Raw genomic sequence first — 16,549 nt, 5'->3', positions numbered from 1 at the left:
CCCACGCTGGACCAGGTGCTGGCCCGGGCCATGGCCAAGGAGCGCGAGCAGCGGTTCGGCAGCTGCGTGGAATTCGCCGCGGCCGTGCAGGATGCATTGCGGCGGCCGTCGGCGGAAGCTGCGCGCACGGCGGAAACCATTGTGGCGCAGGGGTATCCGACCCCATCGCAGCCAGCAGCGCCGCAGTTCACGACACCTCCCACCGTAATCGGCGCCGGGGTACCTACGGTTGCGCAAACCCCTTCCGCGGCCATACCTTCGATGCAGACTCCACCTGGATCGCGTCCGGCAGCGGCGGTTCCGGCGGGATCAATTCCGGCACGGGCGATTCCGCCCACCGCGATCCCCGGCACCCCGTTCCCAGCGGCACCCCCGCGCGAGGCCAGCGGTTGCCGCACTGTGATCATCGGACTGGGATCCATTGTGGCGGTGCTGGCGCTGGCCATGGCGGGTGTTGTGGGGTACGCGGCGTACGACTCGAAGCATCCCAGTTGGAGCAGTGACGAGCAGCGCATCGCCGCCGCCTTCCCGAAGCTGGTGTCCAGCAAGCCGAAACAGCCCGGCTGGCACGACACCACCTGCGGGAAGTACGCCGACAACCAGGCGAAGGCAACCATCTACTGCGACAGCGCGAACAAGGATTTCTCCCTCACCCTGCGCTATTTCGATACCGCCAAGGCCGCGGACCAGGATATCCAGCTCCCCGGCGGCACCCAGCCGTCCACCCACGAACAGCTGCGCACCGAAATCCATCCCGACGTCCCCGAACCGATGAAGCTGAAGTTCAGCGACCCCGACGAGTCGAGCAGCGTGATCTACACCGGATTCAGCATGGATTCCGACCGCAACCGGTTCACGGTGGCGATCCAGTACGAGACCCGCTCCGACGACGATCAGAAGCTGTCCCTCTGGAAGTCCATGCCGCTCGGCAAGTGACGCGCGTCCGCCCCGAAGGCGTTCGCGCAGTTCGCTGTCGAGTCGTGCGGCAGCGTCGAGCAGGGCTGATGGGACCGCCACCAGAAGATCTGCTCGGCCCCACCGGCTGCTTTAGTTTGTGGAACGGCTGGTGTGTCGGTCTATGTCCTGTGGTCGATTGCGTCGAGCAGTTGGGTGGTGTAGCCGTTCTCGTGGACGCCGGAGGCGGCGAAGCGGGTCGCGGCGCCGCCTTGGCGGGCCAGGTCGGTCAGCACGGTGCTGGCGGCGGCGGTGCAGGTCTTCATGAGCCCGGACAAATGAGTGCTGGTGAACGCGGCGGCAGCGGTCGCGGCGAGCCCGTGTTTCGACAGTGGGTTCAGTTGGGGCCTGGTCCAGCCGAGCCAGCTACTGGCGCAAATTGCGGTCGAACAGGGCCAGCAGTTCGCGGTAGTGCCGTTCGTCGGCTTCGGGGTCGTGGGCGGAAGTATCGGCCTGGGTGTAGCCGTGTTGGGCACCCGCATAGACCTCGGTGCGGTGGCGGATGCCGGCGGCATCGAGTGCCTTGTCGAACTGGGCAATGTGTTCCGGAGTCATGTGGTGATCCTCGCCGGCGTGGGCGAAATACAGCTCCGCCGTGATGTTTCCGACGGTCAGGTGCGGACTGTCCGGGGTGTCGGTGACCAGTGGTCCGCCATGGAATCCGGCCACCGCCGCGACCCGATCGGGGAACATGGCGGCGGTCAGCACCGCCAGCCGCGCACCCATGCAGTAGCCGGTGAGGCCGACCTTTCCTTCGGCGACCTGCGGCGACGCTGCCAGCCACTTCAGGTAAGCGTCGGTATCCGAACGCAGGACCTCCGGTGTCAGCTCGCGGATCATCGGGAAGACCTGCTGGAAGATCTCCGGCCGCTCCGCCGGGTCGATGAATTCCGGCAGCTCGATCACCGGCGCACGCCCGTGCCGGTAATAGGCGTTCGGAAGCAGCACGGTGTAACCGTGGGCGGCAATACGATCGGCCAGCGACCGCAGGCTGGGCCGCAGTCCGAAGCCGTCCTGAATCACCAGCACTCCCGGGTGGGCGGCGCCATCGTCAGGGTAGGCGACATACGCGTCGGCGACACCATCGGGCGTCTGAACGTCGACCGACATGCCATGCACCGCAGTCACCGTTGAATCCTCCTGTCGCGTCGACTCTTTCGAACCTACCTCACTCAGGATCGGCCGATTCGATTCACCTACCGGTCGCGCGCTCGCATCTCCTGCGCGATCGGCGACGGCGATGCGGTCGTTGCGGGCGGGTGGAAGGTGTTGTCCGATGTCGGTGGCGATTCGCGAAGTGTCGAGGCCCGCGAGGATGCCGACGATCTGAGCGGCCACACCGACCCAGCCGGAGGTGTCCAGTCCGGCCAGCGTTAGCGCGCGGGCGACGAGGTGCAGGTCGATGCGGGCGGCCAGTGCGGAGACGCCGAACCGGGCCGCGCCGTGGCGGAGGTTCCGCTGGCATCTCGGTCAGAAACACTATTCGGGCACGTATTGGCCGGGTACCGAGTCCGGGCATGTCATCTATGAGTCGCGGCTGGAACTTGCCCGGTTGCTGTTCGCCGAATTCGATCGTTCTCTGCTGCGGAGGTGGCACCCCTCGGCTGCCGCAAGTGTATCGTGTTGCTGCGCTGACGTATTGGTTGAACGGGGGCGGCGAGGATGCAGTTGGATCCGGGATCTGTTTTCGCCGGATACACGATCGAACGTGTGCTCGGGGCGGGCGGTATGGGTGTGGTATTCCTGGCACGCCATCCGCGCCTGGAACGGTCCATGGCGTTGAAGGTGATCGGCGGCGCGCTTGCGAATGACCCGCATGTGCGTACCCGGTTCGAGCGGGAGAGCGCTCTGGCCGCGAGCCTCGATCACCCCAACATCGTGCACGTCTACGACCGCAGTGACAAAGATGCGGAAACCCTCTGGATCTCGATGAAATACATCGCCGGCGGGGATACCACCGGCCTGCTTGCGCGTAGCGGTGGCCGCCTCCCCGCGGACCATGCGGTGCGGCTGATCGGCGATACCGCCCGTGCCCTGGACCATGCCCACGCACACGGGATAATCCACCGCGATGTGAAACCGGCGAACATCTTGGTCGACCGGTCCGAAAACGGGCTCGAACGAGCAGTGCTGACCGATTTCGGTATCGCACGGGCGTTCGGCGACACCCAGACGCTCTCCGCGACCACCGCAACATTCGCCTACGCCGCGCCGGAACGTTTCGGTACCGAGCCGGTCGACCGACGTGCCGATCTGTACTCCCTGGCATGCACGCTGTATGAACTGCTCACCGGCCGAACACCGTTTCCACGCTCGGATCAGGCGGCGGTCATTGCCGCGCACCTCCACGAACCGCCGCCGCGCCCCACCGATCTCGTGCCCGGACTGCCTCCCGGCGTCGATCAGGTGATCGCCACCGCCATGGCCAAACGCCCGGAGGATCGGTACCCCGACTGCGGAAACTTTGCCGCTGCCGCCCACCGGGCCCTCACCGAAGCCTGGCGGCCGACCGAGGTAAACCGTTCTCACAACATCGAATCGAATCCACACCGAACAGTAATGAACTCGGGTTCGTCGCGGCCGGCCATGGTGCGACCACCAGTGATGAACCGGACATCCCGGTCGGGTCTTCCGGTTGGGCTCGCGTATCTGATCGCCGTCGTGGCAACGTTCGTGATCGAGCTGGCAACCGATGTGATCGCGCTGACAACCGATGTGCTGGGCCTGGACCAGTCGATCGGCGTGTGGCTCTGGAGTGCTGCCACGACCAGCCTTGCGGGCGCCGCGTTCGGTGGTGCTCTGTTCCTCGCTCGGCCCAGGACCTACGCGATCGTTGCGGCCAGCGTGATCGGAGCACTGATCACGATGATGGTCGCCGATCAGGTCGGATATCAGATCTGGCTGGGACTGGAAGCGCATCCCGACGGGGCCATGGATGCCGGCGAGTATTTCAACTTCTATTTCACCGGTCCGACGGTGACGGGGTGGCTGCTCTGGCTCTTGCTGCTGCCGACGACAGGCATGCTGTCCTGGCTACGAGTGTGGCTCGTCCGCAAGTCGAACAGCAATCGTTGAGTCAACCGTCCCTGGCCCGATCTCCATGCGGTTCCACGCTGCGGCGATACGGTGTCGATCCACGAGGGGAATGGTTCGCTTGCGTGGCTCTACGAGCGGTCCGATCACAGACACCGAGAAGAATGAGCAGTGCTCGGCCAGTTGACAACTCGTGAGAACCCGTAGGTCAGGGCCGCACGCGATCGACCGGTCACTGTATGCGGCACGAGGATCGGCCCGAGAACTGAGACCCGTCGTGCTGGCCGCAGTTTGAGACAACCGGAGAAGTCACAGGTCCAGAGACTTGGTGGCGGCCACGAATTTTGAGACCCCGGCTCAGCAGCCTCGGTTCGACACAACCAACCGGGGCAACCGTAAGCACGCGTCACGGCAATGGACGAATCCAATTGCACTGCAGGCTATTTGCGTTGCCGACTGATTGCGGAATCCTCACAACGCCCGCATGACCACCCACCGATACCACAATCTGAAACCCGACTTCTTCACCGGCGGTGGGAATCCGACGCGGCCAGTTCCATGGCATTGTCGACGCGAAATGTCACGGCCTCCCGTGGGGGGCCAACCGTCGATGAGGGTTTGCAGCATGGATTTGCGCATATCGGTATTGCGAGGACGCCAGAGGCAACGGCGGATGGCAACTGTCGCCGCAGCCGTGGTCGTCGCGGTTGCGCCACTGTTCGTCGTCGCTCCGCAGGCGAACGCGGACGCGGACGCCGTCGTCGAGCGAATCGAGCGCACCTCCGCACAGCAATGGCAGATGTACGTTCGCTCCCCCGCGATGAAGCGGACCATTCACCTCGACGTGCTGGTCCCCGCGAACCAATCGGCACCCCGCCCAACCTTGCTGCTGCTGGACGGTAACGGGGCAACGGAATCCCAGTCGGCGAGCACCTGGACGCTACGCGGCGGCGCCAAGGAGTTCTTCGCCGACAAGCCGGTCAATGTGGTGATGCCGGTCGGCGGCGGGGGCACCTATTACACCGACTGGTTGCAGGATGATCCCAAAATCGGACACCAGAAGTGGGAAACCTTTCTCACCTCCGAGCTGCCGCCGCTGATCGACCGCGAACTGAAGGGCAATGGCGTCTACGCCGTCGGCGGACTTTCGATGGGAGCGGGAGCGGCCGCCATTCTGGCTGTCCGGCACCCCGATATGTTCCGAGCCCTGGCGGCCTTCAGCGGTTGCTACTCCACCGACGGTGTCGGGCAGTTGTCGGTGCGCCCCGTGGTCGAATCGAAGGGCGGCAACCCGGACAATATGTGGGGCACCGCGGGCAACCCGGAGTGGGCGGCCCACGATCCGAGCAAACACCTCGACGCGCTGCGCGGCAAACCGGTCCACCTCTACGTGGGCACCGGCATACCCGGCCCCGACGATGCCCCCTTCGACGATCGCTGGTCCTGGCCCAACGACCCGCTCCGCGCGAACGAGATCGAACAGGTCTCGCACGACTGCACCCTCGCCCTCTCCCCCGCCATGAAACTCTTCGGCGCCGACGTCTCCATCGACTACGCCGCCATCGGCGTCCACTCCTGGCCGTACTGGAAGGCCGCCCTCCCCAAATCCTGGCCAGCCCTGAAAGCGGGTCTCGGCGTATAACCGAACATCCGAGCGCTCCTGTGGTGTGCTCGGCCGCCCCTACAAATGAGACCGATCGATATAAGAGTCTCGTTGACCCGTTGAAGCACACACTCCTCATCAACCACTCGTCCCAAGATGAGTTGCGCTGCTACGCCCTGACAGTTATCCGATCGAGGCAACCAGGTCCTGTCGCCATACTTCGCGGTGAATTCGCTGAAAGTTAGCCCGAATTAGTCGGCGGGCACTGCCCAGAACCGTTCCCGCCCTGTCGGCCATAACTCTCATCCCTACGGTCACCCTGTGGAATCGTTGATTGCCATGGACATGCATCTCAGAGACAAGATCGCTGTCGTCACCGGCGCAAGCAAAGGCATCGGTCTGGCAATTTGCCAGGCATTCGCCGCTGCGGGGGCATACATCGTCGCTGGAGCCCGGCACAACAGCCCCGAACTGCAAGACCTCGAGGCGGACGGGTCGGCGACCTTCATCGCCGTCGACCTCGCCACCGCGGACGGCCCACCGACCCTGGTGGCCGCGGCGGCCGAACGCGGCCGCGTGGACATCCTGGTAAACAATGCGGGCACGGTGGTGCCGCATATCGGCGGGTTCGTCACCGTCACCGACGACGACTGGAATGCCGCACTATCGCTCGGACTGATGTCGGCCGTTCGCACCACCCGGGCAGCCATCCCGCACATGCTGACGCATGGCGGGTCGATTATCACGATCGGATCCGTCAATGCGGTGCTGCCCGATCCCAGCATCATCGACTACTCGGCGACCAAGGCGGCCTTGGCCAATCTCACCAAGGGCCTATCAAAAGAGTTCGGGCCGAATGGGATTCGCGCCAACACGATAAGTCCGGGGCCGGTGTCCACCGATCTGTGGCTGGGCACCGGCGGCATGGCAGCCCAAGTCGGTGCGGCGAGCGGCAGCAGTCCCGAGGATGTCGTGAAATCGGTGGGCGCGGCGGCTGCAACAGGGCGATTCACCACAGCTCGAGAGGTCGCCGATCTGGCCGTCTTCCTGGCCAGTGACCGTTCGGCCAATATCACCGGCTCCGATATCCGCATCGACGGCGGATACGTCACCACCCTCTAGAGAGGACCGTACGGGAATACGACGGGTGTGGTTCGGGTTACACCCGCTAGCCGTATTTGTGTGCGGCGGAATCGAGTGCGACGGTGGGAGATTCGATGAGCATACGAGCGGTGTGGAACGGCATTGTGCTGGCCGAGAGCGATGACACCGTGGTGGTCGAGGGCAATCACTACTTTCCGGCGGGGTCGCTGAATACCGAGTATTTCCGGGACAGCGATACCCATACCGTCTGCGGCTGGAAGGGGCTCGCGTCCTATTACACGGTCGAGGTCGAAGGCGCGAAGAATCCGGATGCCGCGTGGTACTACCCGGATCCGAAGCCGGAGGCCGAGCAGGTGCGCGATCGCGTCGCCTTCTGGAAGGGCGTCGACGTCGTCGAGGCATAACGCGTCCGGGAGTCGGCGCGCACTGGCAGCGCGCACCGAGTAAGAACGATGGCATGCGACACCCCGCCAGCCCGATCCTCAACGCGCTGACCTTCCAACCGGATCGGCAGATCCTGCAGACGCCGTCGGTCCTCGGGATGGACTACACCGAACTGTCCATCCCGACAACCGACGGCGAGACCCTGCACGGCTGGTGGCTGCCCGCCGCACACTCGATCGGACACGTCCTGTTCGCCCACGGGAATGCGGGCAATGTCGGCGACCGCGTGCCGATCTACGCGCTGCTCACCGAAATCGGTTTGGATGTACTGACTTTCGACTATCGCGGCTACGGCCGCAGCACCGGCCGCCCCACCGAACACGGCACCTACCTCGACGCCCACGCCGCCAGGCGGATCCTGCTCGAACAGCCGGGTGTCAACCCTGAACGTGTCCTCTACCTGGGCAAATCACTCGGCGGCGGCGTACTGCTGGAACTGGCCACCGAATATCCCCCCACCGGACTGGTGCTGATGTCCACCTTCACCGGCCTGCGCGACGCGGCCCGCTCCGTATATCCATTCCTCCCCGGCCCACTGGTCCCCGACGCCTACCCGAGCCTGCGCCGCATCCGCGAACTGCAAGCCCCCGTCCTGATCATGCACGGCGACCACGACGAACTCCTCCCCCTACGCCACGCCGAGCGCCTGTTCGCCGCCGCCCCCGAACCGAAACAACTGGTGATCTTCCCCGGCGCAGGCCACAACGACCTCATCATCTCCACCGAAGTCTCCTGGATCGATCTCATCCGCGCCTGGACCGGCGAACTGCTCACGACCTGATCGCAGTCGTGCGTAGCCTGGCGATATGAGTGATTTGGGTGAGATCACCGCACGGCTTGCGGCGCTATCCGATGACGAACTGCTTTCGGTGCTCGGCACCGCCACCACCGGGCGGCCGCGGCTCGCCTGGGTACACACGGCGGTCGCCGAGGCCGCCGGCCTCGGTCATATGGGATCAGACGCGACTGTGAGTCCCGCCACTCCAATGCCGCAGACGCATGGTGAGGAATCCGACGCCGCGACATCCGGGCAGGTCGGAGGCGTTTTTCCGGTACCGGCGGTACCGGTACCGCCGACCGGTATTCCGGCCGGGCCCGAGGTGGGCGGATATTCCTCCGGCGGAGTCCCTACCTTCGAGTCAGTTCGCGATAAGGTCGAGCAGCGCTTCGGCACCGCGCAGGGGATGGGCGAACTCGACCGGCAGACCCCGGCGGGCCGCAGCGCCGACGAACAATGGGAGGCGCGCGAGAAAGCCGCGCGTGAGCGTCTGGAACAGATACGGAAATCGTTGCACGGCAAAGACGTCGAATCGAACGGTCCGTAAGCTGGCCCAGCGCGACGGACTATGGATGTGATGGTGGAATTCGATGAGCGAGCCGCGTGAGATCGCCGAACGGCTACTCGATGCCCAAGTGGAATTCCTGCTGGCCGAGGTGAGCGGCGACCGCTTCACCGAGGTCGTCGCCCGTGACGTGGAATCGGTGATCGGTGTTGCCGACACCCTCATCTTCCGCGATGTCGTGGAGATCGACCAGGCCAAGGAGACGGTCCGCACCGTAATCGACCTGATCGGCGGCAGCCCGGTCATCGCGGATATGGTCGGGGTCTTCGCCGACTCGATCTACGACAATTTCGCCGCGAACAATGACTACACCCTCGGCCAGGTGGTCGAGCGCGAACCGGTCGAGGCACTGCTGGAGAAGATCTTCGGCATGCACCAGGCGCAGGAGCGCATCCTGGAGCGGCTCACCGAGAGCCCGCTGGTCGCCACCGTCGCCTCGAAATTCGTGGACAAGCTCATCTCCGATTTCATGGAGGCGAACAAGCAGATCGCGGGCAAGATTCCGGGCGTCTCGTCGCTGATCTCCATGGGGCAGTCGGCGGCCAAGACCGCCAAGAAGGCCACCGAGAGCACCTTCATCGGCGATATGGCGGGCAAGGGCGCGGTCTTCGCGCTGAAGCGCACCAACAATGCCATTCGGGAGATGCTGCGCGACGCTCCGGTGCACGATGCCGCGATGGAGTTCTGGGATCTGCACGCCGACGAACCGGTGAGCGGTCTGCGGGACTATCTGACCCAGAAAGATCTGAACGAACTGGTGCTGCTCTGCTACGAGATCGCCGTAACCACCAGGGAGAAAGAGTACTTCGGGCTGCTCGTCGACGAGTGCGTGGATGTCTTCTTCACCAAGTACGGCGATTACACGCTGGCCGCCATGCTGCCGGAACTCGGCCTGTCCGGCGACGATATCGCCAAGGAGATCCTGCGCTACGGTCCTGCCGTAATCGCAGGTGCGAAGCGAAATGGCGTGCTGGGCAAGCTGATTCGCGAGCGGCTTGAACCGTTCTACACCTCGGATGTGGTGCTCGGAATTCTGGGCGAGATCAAGGGCTGAGTCCGAAATTCCCCGCGTCCGATGGGCGCGGGGAACCTCTCACGGGGCCAGGTGATCGCCGTTGCGGACCTCTTCCACGGTGCGGCCGATCATTTCGCGCAGCGTTGCGGCGATGCGCTGGCGATCGGTCGGCTTCACGATCACGGTACGACTGCCGAAACTGACATAGCGGCCGTCATTTTCGAAATCTGTGATTTGAAAGTCCTTGCGGCCCTTGATATGCCGATTGTCCACACTGCCGAACGGATACACCCCCACGTGTACGGTGGCGGTCGTCGGCCGACGGAAGAACTTCTCGAACTCCTCGCGCACCGTCGGACGCCACGCATCGCGCACCACCGGCGGCGGCTTCTCCAACTCCTCGACCGGAACCTGCATCGGTTTACCCTGTCCCGCACGGCATTCCGGCAATACATCGACCACTGCGGGCGCCAGCTCCTCGGCCGTGAGAAACAGCAGGTCCACCGCGCCGCCGTGCTCGTGATCGAGGCCGGGCTGCTGGATCGCCAGCGCGGCGTGCTGGAAATGCACGCCACCGTGCGCACGGATCTTGTGCTCGTTGCGCGGGCCGTGGAATCCGGCCACCTCGACCCGCGCCTCCGGTGCCAGCAGCACCTCGACGGCACGCACCAGATCTTCGCCCAGCTGCGGCATCACCACCTCGGCCGCGGCCCGGCGCAGCCGATCCGAATCCTCCTGGAAGACCTCGGTGGAGCGATGTCGCAGCGGATACGGGAGCACATCCCGTCCGGTCGACTCCCAGAGCACTCGGAATTCGAGCGCGGTGAATCGCCACCGCCGCGCGGTTGTCATGCGGTCTTCCTGTTCCTACTCGCCGATGACCGGCGGGACCGTCTTCGGCGCATTGGTGAGCCCGGTGAGCTCTTCGCCGTTCTGCTGGTTGATCAAGTAATCGGGGATGCCCTTGGTGGACTCGTTCTCGTCCTTGCCGCCGCGATTGCCGGGTGAGCCCATACCGGACATACCATTGCGGCCCGTGGTCGCGGCAGTCGTTGCGGTCGCCGCGGTGGTAGCGGCGGTGCCGGTGGGCGTGCCGGTTACCGTTCGGCCCGGCGACTGGCTGGTCGCACCGGGGGTGCCGCTCGGGCTGCCCGAACGGGTCGGCGAACCCGTGGTGGTCGGCGTTGTCGTCGACGACGGGTTGGTCGCGGTGGTATCCGGCTTCGTCGTTGTCGGCTCGGTGCTGGTGGTCGACGAAGGTGTCGTCGAACTATCCGTCGACTGGGTACTCGACGGATCGGTGGACGGACTCTGCTCGGTGGGCTTGGGCTCCTGCTTGTCCGTCGGTTGATTGCCCGGGGAGGTACCGGGGCCGCCGCCACCAGGGCTGTTGCCCGGCCCGCCGCCGGGAGTCTCGCCCGGCTTCGCCGTCGGGTTATCGGGTTTGGGGATGACCGGGACGTTGGTGTCGGTCTCCTCGATGACCGGCGCGTACACGGTGCGCAGCACCCGGACCGCCTCGGCATGTGCCGTGCTCTCGGCCTCGTCGTTATCGCGCCAGCCCCGGCCCGCGATCCAGTGCCTGGCATTCTCGACATTCGAGCGCAGGTCGGGAGCGTGCGGCACCAGCGCCTTGGTCGGTTCCAGACCGGTCGTGAGTTCGGCCACCTTGCTGCTGGTCAGTTTGGCGGCATTGGCGAGCTGCACGGCCTGGGTGCTGTAATCCCCGACGGCCTTGGCGACGGCATTGCGGGTGGCACCCTTCCAGATGCCTTCATCGGTCGCGCGTTCCATCGCCTTCTTGAAGGTGTCCAACGAGGTCTCGGCGCGTTTGCCGATCTCATTCCATGCGGTCGCGAGATTGTCGACGGCGGTGATATCGATCTTGTCGACCTTCTCCCGCAGCTCTGCGGTCGACGGCCGATCGAAGTCGTCGCGGCCCTGCACCGAACGCGGTCGGTAATCGCCCTGGAAGCCGATGCCATTGGCAGCGCTGCGCACACCGTCGCGCTGCTGGTTGTACTTGTTCTGCACGGCCGCCGGATCAACACCCGGCTGACGTTCCTCACCCGCGATCCAGTCGGTCAGACTTTCCAACATCGCGGACCCGAGATCACTTGCGCTCCAATTGAACATGCCGAACCCCATGGCTCAACCGCCCATCGATCGCAGCATCAACGTCATTCGGTGCGCCATCCCCACCCTCTCGACCCGTCCGAAGATCCTTACCATATCAAACGGTATCCCCACCTGCCCCCCGCCGAACCATTCTCAGCACTGGTACTAGCTGCACGGTCGATCCCTTTCTACGCGTGACTATGGCCAGCCCGACCCGCCCGCGCAGTAATGCCCTGGGCCGCAACGCGAAACGGCCCCGGACGGCATACCGTCCGGGGCCGACTTCAGCTGACTACCCGCGCAGCACCGCGCCGACTGCGTCGGCAGCCGCGGCGACCGCCGAGTCGCGGGCCGCGCTCGCCTCGTCCTCGGTGAGCGTGCGGTCGGAGGCGCGGAAGCGCAAGGCGTAGGTGAGCGACTTGCGTCCCTCGCCCGCCTGCGCGCCCTCGTACACATCGAACAGGGCGATATCCTCCAGCAGCGCACCGCCGCCGGTGCGCAGCGCCGACTCCACCGAGGCGGCGGGGACGGTCTTGGCCACACTCACCGAAACGTCCTGCAGTACCGCAGGGAACGGGGAAACCACTGGCACAGGCCGAGATTCGCGCAGCGGCAGGGCATCGAGATCGAGTTCGAGGGCGCAGGTGCGCGGCGGCAGACCGGCGCGCTCCAAGACGGCCGGATGCAATTCGCCTGCATGCCCGACGATCTGGCCATCGACCACCAATTCCGCGCACCGTCCCGGATGCCATGGCAGATACGAAGCGGTGCGACGCTCGATCGTCACACCCGCCGCGTCACCGATCGCATCGGCCAGCGCGAACGCGTCGGCGGCCTCGGCCGGACGCCCCGCACCCCACGGCCCGCGCGGTTCCCGGCGACCGGTGAGAACAGCGCCGATATGCACCGGCTGTGCGGGCAGCGAATCGAGCAGTTCCGCGATCTGTTCGTCGGTGGGGCGACGATCCACGGGCAGCACGTCGACCGCGCGCACGTTCGGACCGGGCTGCACCACCTGTGCGATGCCGAAGATCGCGAGATCACGCGCGCCGCGAGAGATATTGCGCGCGGCCACTTCCAGCAGACCGGGCAGCAGTGTGGTCGCCAGTTCCGGACGCTCGGTATCAAGCGGATTCAGCACCCGCGTAGTGTTGCGCCGCGGGTCGTCGGCATCCAGGCCCCAGGTGTCGAACACATCGGCAGGGAGGAAAACCGGCGGCGGCACCTCGACACATCCGGTGAAGGCCAGTGCCCGGCTCACCGCGCGACGCCGCCGCTGTCCGGCGGTCAGACCACGTCCGGCCGGGGCGGTCGGAATGACCGACGGGATCTGCTCGAGCCCCTCCAGCCGCAGCACCTCCTCGACGAGGTCCGCGGGCTGCGCCAGATCGGGCCGCCAACTCGGCGGCGTGACCACCAACTGCCCGTGCCCGGTGGCCTCGTTGACCCCCACCTCGACCGTGCAGCCGATCTGCGCGAGACGACGCGCCGAGGTACCGGTCGGGTAGACCACGCCCGCCACCCGATCGGCGTGATCGATATCGATCCGGATGGGCGGCGCGGCTGGCACCGGCACCCGCACATCGGTGAGCGCGGATTCCACAGTGCCACCGGCGATTTCGGCCAGCAGCTGAGCGGCGCGATCGAGCGCGGCGACATTGATCTCCGGATCCACGACCCGCTCGTAGCGCTTACCGGCCTCGGAGACCAGCTTGTGCCTGCGCGCGGTGCGGTAGACCAGCAGCGGATTCCAGGTGGCGGCCTCGAGCACGATATCGGTCGACCCGGCGCCGACTTCCGTTGTCGCGCCGCCCATGACACCCGCGAGCGAAATGACGCCGGAGTCGTCGGCGATCACCACATCCTCGGCGTCGAGCACCCGCTCGACCTCGTCGAGGGTGCGCAGCGTCTCGCCCGCATTGGCGGTCCGCACGACCAGACCGCCATTGAGCTTGTCCGCGTCGAAGGCGTGCAGCGGCTGCCCGAGCTCGAGCATCACGTAGTTGGTGACATCGACCGCGGGTGAGATCGGGCGCACACCCGACAGCAGCAGTCGGCGCTGCAACCACCAGGGGCTCACCGCATTCGGATCGATGCCGGTGACCCGGCGGACCGTGAACCGGGTGCACTTGGACTCCGGCTCGAGCCGAACCGACCACGCCTGCTGCTCGTCATCGGGCAGTATCCGCACCGCGGGATCGGCGTATTCCAGATCGAATCCGCACGCCAATTCGCGCGCCAGACCGCGGGCCGAGAAGCAGTAGCCGCGGTCCGGCGTGATGTTCAGCTCGATGACCGTATCGTCGAGTCCGAGCAGCTCATTGGCATCGGTACCGGGTTCGGCGGTACCCGGCTCGAGCACCAGAATGCCCGAATGATCCTTGCCGATACCGAGTTCGGCGACCGAGCAGATCATGCCGTTGGAGACATGCCCGTAGGTCTTGCGCGAGGAGATCTGGAAACCACCGGGCAGCACACCACCCGGCAGGACCACGACCACAAGATCGTCGACCGCGAAATTGGTTGCGCCGCAGACGATCTCCTGCAGGTCCGGGTTGCCGACATCCACCTTGCAGAACCGGATCGGCTTCTTGAACTCGGTCAGCTCGGTGATCTCGGCGACGCGGCCGACCACCAGCGGCTTATCGATATCACCGGTCACCCGCTGGAGCTTGTCGACCTCTTCGACCTCCAAACCGACACGGACGAACCCGGCGTCGAGCTCCTCCGGCGTCACCGACCACTCGGGGGTGGTCCGGCGGATGATGTCCGTCAGCCAGGACTGCGCTACTCGCACTTGACGTTTCGCTCTCTCGATGGATGGAAGGTCAGGACCGGATACCGAAGGGCAGCGTGAACCGCACGTCACCCTCGACGATGTCACGCATGTCCGGGATGCCATTGCGGAACTGCAGCGTCCGCTCCAGCCCCATGCCGAACGCGAACCCGCTGTACACCTCGGGATCGATCCCGCTGGCGATCAGCACCTTCGGGTTCACCATGCCGCAGCCGCCCCATTCGACCCAGCCGGCGCCGCCCTTCTTGTCCGGGAACCACACATCGACCTCGGCCGATGGCTCGGTGAACGGAAAGTAGTTGGGGCGCATACGAGTCCGCGTATCCGGCCCGAACAGGGCGCGGGCGAACGCGTCCAGGGTGCCGCGCAGATGCGCCATGGTCAGGCCCTTGTCCACCGCGAGCCCCTCCACCTGGGAGAAGACCGGGGTGTGGGTGGCGTCGAGCTCATCGGTGCGGAAGGTGCGGCCGGGGCACACCACATAGATGGGCAGTTCGCGCTCGAGCAGCGAACGCACCTGAACCGGGGAGGTGTGCGTGCGCAGCACCTGGCGCGACCCCTCCGGCGCGATGTGGAAGGTGTCCTGCATGGTGCGGGCCGGATGGTCGGGCAGGAAATTCAGCGCGTCGAAGTTGAAGTGCTCGGTCTCGACCTCGGGACCCTCGGCCACCTCCCAGCCCATCGCGACGAAGACATCGGCGATCTGCTCGGAGATAACGGTGATCGGATGTCTGGCGCCGACGGCGGCCCGGACCGCGGGCAGTGTCACATCGATCGCCTCGGCGACCAGGACGGCGGCGTCGCGCTCGGCGAGCAGCACCGTGCGGCGCGATTCGAAGGCCTCCGATACCCGGGCCCGCGCGACATTCACGCGCTTGCCCGCATCCGCCTTCTCCGACTTCGGCAGGCTGCCCAGCGCGCGTTGCGCCAAAGCCAGCGGCGCCTTACCGCCGAGATGCTCGGTCTTCGCGACCGCGAGCGCATCGAGATCGGCGGCCGCCGCAAACGCCTTCTCGGCCTCCGCCGCGGCAGCGGCCAGAGCCTCCTCGGTCAGCGCTGCGTTCTCGACTCCATCGTTGTCGTCGGCCACGATCGTTCGTCTCTCCCCTGGGGATCGGTTCGCGGGTCCGCGTGATTGCCTACCCACATTGCTGCTGGTCGAATCGTATTCGATGCGCCGGAGGCAATTCATCCGGATTACCGCCGCGTCGCCCGCCGAGCGTGTGCCACCACCAGCTCGCGCAGAGTTCACCCAGGCCAGCGCCCGTGCGGCGGCCCGAGCCACTGTCGCGCCGACGGGGCGTACAGCAAACCAACGATGAAACAGACAACCGCACCGATCACGATCCCGTAGATCCGACCGCCGCCCAGCAAGAGTCCGAGCGCCGCCAGCAGCAGCGGCAATTGAATCACGATCGCGATAACGCGCAGCAGCCCCCATTTCCGGCCGACGAACACCGCCACCCCCGCCAGAAAGACCACCATCCCGAGCGCCATCAGCCAGTAGATCTGAATGGCGATACCCGATTCGCGACCGATCGCCCCCGCAGCCATGGCCACCAACCCCGCCCCTTCCAGCGCGATCAGCCCACCCGCCACCCGCACAACAGCAGGAACGCGCCCCCGCAGCACTTCACCCTTTGGGCTCGCCACACCGCGAGTGTACCGATAGCACTTGAGCATTATCGCAGGTCGCGCGATATCCGCAGCTTCGACCTTGTACACACCACCCACGCTCGATGGCGCCCATCGTTCACGCTAGATGGACCACGACCAAGCCCTCGCGGCGCGTCCACCAAGACGACAGCCATATCGAAGTACGCGACGCGAAAACCAGGAAGGGATGCAGCGCCGATCGGGGCGCGGCGCCGATCGCGCACGCAGTGGCACACCCGCACCACGAGGTACGACCACATACAAATGCACCGGCCTCAGGCGATCAGCCCAGGACTTGGGCGCGGGGCTCGATCGGCAGTTGATCAACACGCGGCATCGAACAGCACTCGGCGGGTGAACCCGCTGCACGCACACCACGACCAACGTGCACCCGCCCGCCATCAGCAGCCCGAGGCGAGCCCGCGGCGACGATCAGCACGCCGCGACGATCAGCACGCGGCGACGATCAGCACGCGGCGACG

Annotated in this window: 14 protein-coding genes and 1 pseudogene; 8 read left to right on the top strand and 7 right to left on the bottom strand. The window is 65.8% G+C overall.

Features of this window, described 5'->3' with window-relative positions; all coding sequences use genetic code 11:
* Positions 1 to 936, top strand: a pseudogene (locus ACWEO2_RS33190) (hypothetical protein); the annotation flags it as partial.
* A gap of 140 nt (positions 937 to 1,076) precedes the next feature.
* On the opposite strand, the gene ACWEO2_RS33185 reads toward ACWEO2_RS33190, so the two are convergent.
* Positions 1,077 to 1,220, bottom strand: coding sequence for a hypothetical protein (locus ACWEO2_RS33185; protein WP_452408939.1), 144 nt, complete (start codon positions 1,218 to 1,220; stop codon positions 1,077 to 1,079).
* 100 nt (positions 1,221 to 1,320) lie between these two features.
* A complete protein-coding gene (locus ACWEO2_RS33180) occupies positions 1,321 to 2,082 on the bottom strand; it encodes a dienelactone hydrolase family protein (RefSeq protein WP_452408938.1) in 762 nt (253 codons plus the stop codon).
* Positions 2,083 to 2,616: 534 nt separating this feature from the next.
* Here ACWEO2_RS33180 and ACWEO2_RS33175 point away from each other — a divergent pair.
* The 7 genes from ACWEO2_RS33175 to ACWEO2_RS33145 all read left to right on the top strand — a co-directional run bounded on the left by ACWEO2_RS33175 (position 2,617) and on the right by ACWEO2_RS33145 (position 9,535).
* Positions 2,617 to 4,029, top strand: coding sequence for a serine/threonine-protein kinase (locus tag ACWEO2_RS33175; RefSeq protein ID WP_452408937.1), 1,413 nt, complete (start codon positions 2,617 to 2,619; stop codon positions 4,027 to 4,029).
* A 631-nt stretch (positions 4,030 to 4,660) separates the two neighbouring features.
* Complete coding sequence (locus ACWEO2_RS33170; RefSeq protein ID WP_452408936.1) at positions 4,661 to 5,629, top strand: alpha/beta hydrolase; 969 nt, start codon at positions 4,661 to 4,663, stop codon at positions 5,627 to 5,629.
* 300 nt (positions 5,630 to 5,929) lie between these two features.
* The gene (locus ACWEO2_RS33165) at positions 5,930 to 6,712 is read left to right on the top strand and encodes an SDR family NAD(P)-dependent oxidoreductase (RefSeq protein WP_452408945.1); all 783 of its coding nucleotides are present in this window, start codon (positions 5,930 to 5,932) and stop codon (positions 6,710 to 6,712) included.
* Between the two features lie 95 nt (positions 6,713 to 6,807).
* On the top strand, positions 6,808 to 7,098 hold the full coding sequence (locus tag ACWEO2_RS33160; protein WP_452408935.1) for a DUF427 domain-containing protein: 291 nt from the start codon (positions 6,808 to 6,810) through the stop codon (positions 7,096 to 7,098).
* Positions 7,099 to 7,151: 53 nt separating this feature from the next.
* The gene (locus tag ACWEO2_RS33155; RefSeq protein WP_452408934.1) at positions 7,152 to 7,919 is read left to right on the top strand and encodes an alpha/beta hydrolase; all 768 of its coding nucleotides are present in this window, start codon (positions 7,152 to 7,154) and stop codon (positions 7,917 to 7,919) included.
* Positions 7,920 to 7,944: 25 nt separating this feature from the next.
* Positions 7,945 to 8,463, top strand: a complete 519-nt coding sequence (locus ACWEO2_RS33150) for a hypothetical protein (protein WP_452408933.1) — start codon at positions 7,945 to 7,947, stop codon at positions 8,461 to 8,463.
* A 43-nt stretch (positions 8,464 to 8,506) separates the two neighbouring features.
* The gene (locus tag ACWEO2_RS33145) at positions 8,507 to 9,535 is read left to right on the top strand and encodes a hypothetical protein (protein WP_452408932.1); all 1,029 of its coding nucleotides are present in this window, start codon (positions 8,507 to 8,509) and stop codon (positions 9,533 to 9,535) included.
* A gap of 39 nt (positions 9,536 to 9,574) precedes the next feature.
* Here ACWEO2_RS33145 and ACWEO2_RS33140 read toward each other — a convergent pair whose 3' ends face one another.
* The 5 genes from ACWEO2_RS33140 to ACWEO2_RS33120 all read right to left on the bottom strand — a co-directional run bounded on the left by ACWEO2_RS33140 (position 9,575) and on the right by ACWEO2_RS33120 (position 16,064).
* On the bottom strand, positions 9,575 to 10,348 hold the full coding sequence (locus tag ACWEO2_RS33140; protein WP_452408931.1) for an ESX secretion-associated protein EspG: 774 nt from the start codon (positions 10,346 to 10,348) through the stop codon (positions 9,575 to 9,577).
* Between the two features lie 15 nt (positions 10,349 to 10,363).
* Positions 10,364 to 11,632 (bottom strand): hypothetical protein, encoded by a 1,269-nt coding sequence (locus ACWEO2_RS33135; protein ID WP_452408930.1) that lies wholly within the window; start codon positions 11,630 to 11,632, stop codon positions 10,364 to 10,366.
* A gap of 274 nt (positions 11,633 to 11,906) precedes the next feature.
* Entirely contained in the window at positions 11,907 to 14,411 is a 2,505-nt protein-coding gene (gene pheT / locus ACWEO2_RS33130) for a phenylalanine--tRNA ligase subunit beta (protein ID WP_452408929.1), read from the bottom strand.
* 31 nt (positions 14,412 to 14,442) lie between these two features.
* Positions 14,443 to 15,501 carry a phenylalanine--tRNA ligase subunit alpha gene (pheS, locus tag ACWEO2_RS33125; protein WP_354953163.1) on the bottom strand — a complete coding sequence of 353 codons (1,059 nt, stop codon included), beginning with the start codon at positions 15,499 to 15,501 and terminating at the stop codon, positions 14,443 to 14,445.
* Positions 15,502 to 15,659: 158 nt separating this feature from the next.
* Positions 15,660 to 16,064, bottom strand: coding sequence for a hypothetical protein (locus tag ACWEO2_RS33120; RefSeq protein ID WP_354953165.1), 405 nt, complete (start codon positions 16,062 to 16,064; stop codon positions 15,660 to 15,662).
* Positions 16,065 to 16,549 lie beyond the last annotated feature (485 nt).

The sequence above is a fragment of the Nocardia sp. NPDC004278 genome (assembly GCF_053602975.1).
The sequence above is the reverse complement of the archived record's forward strand: the minus strand, read 5'-3'. Positions and strand labels throughout refer to the sequence as shown.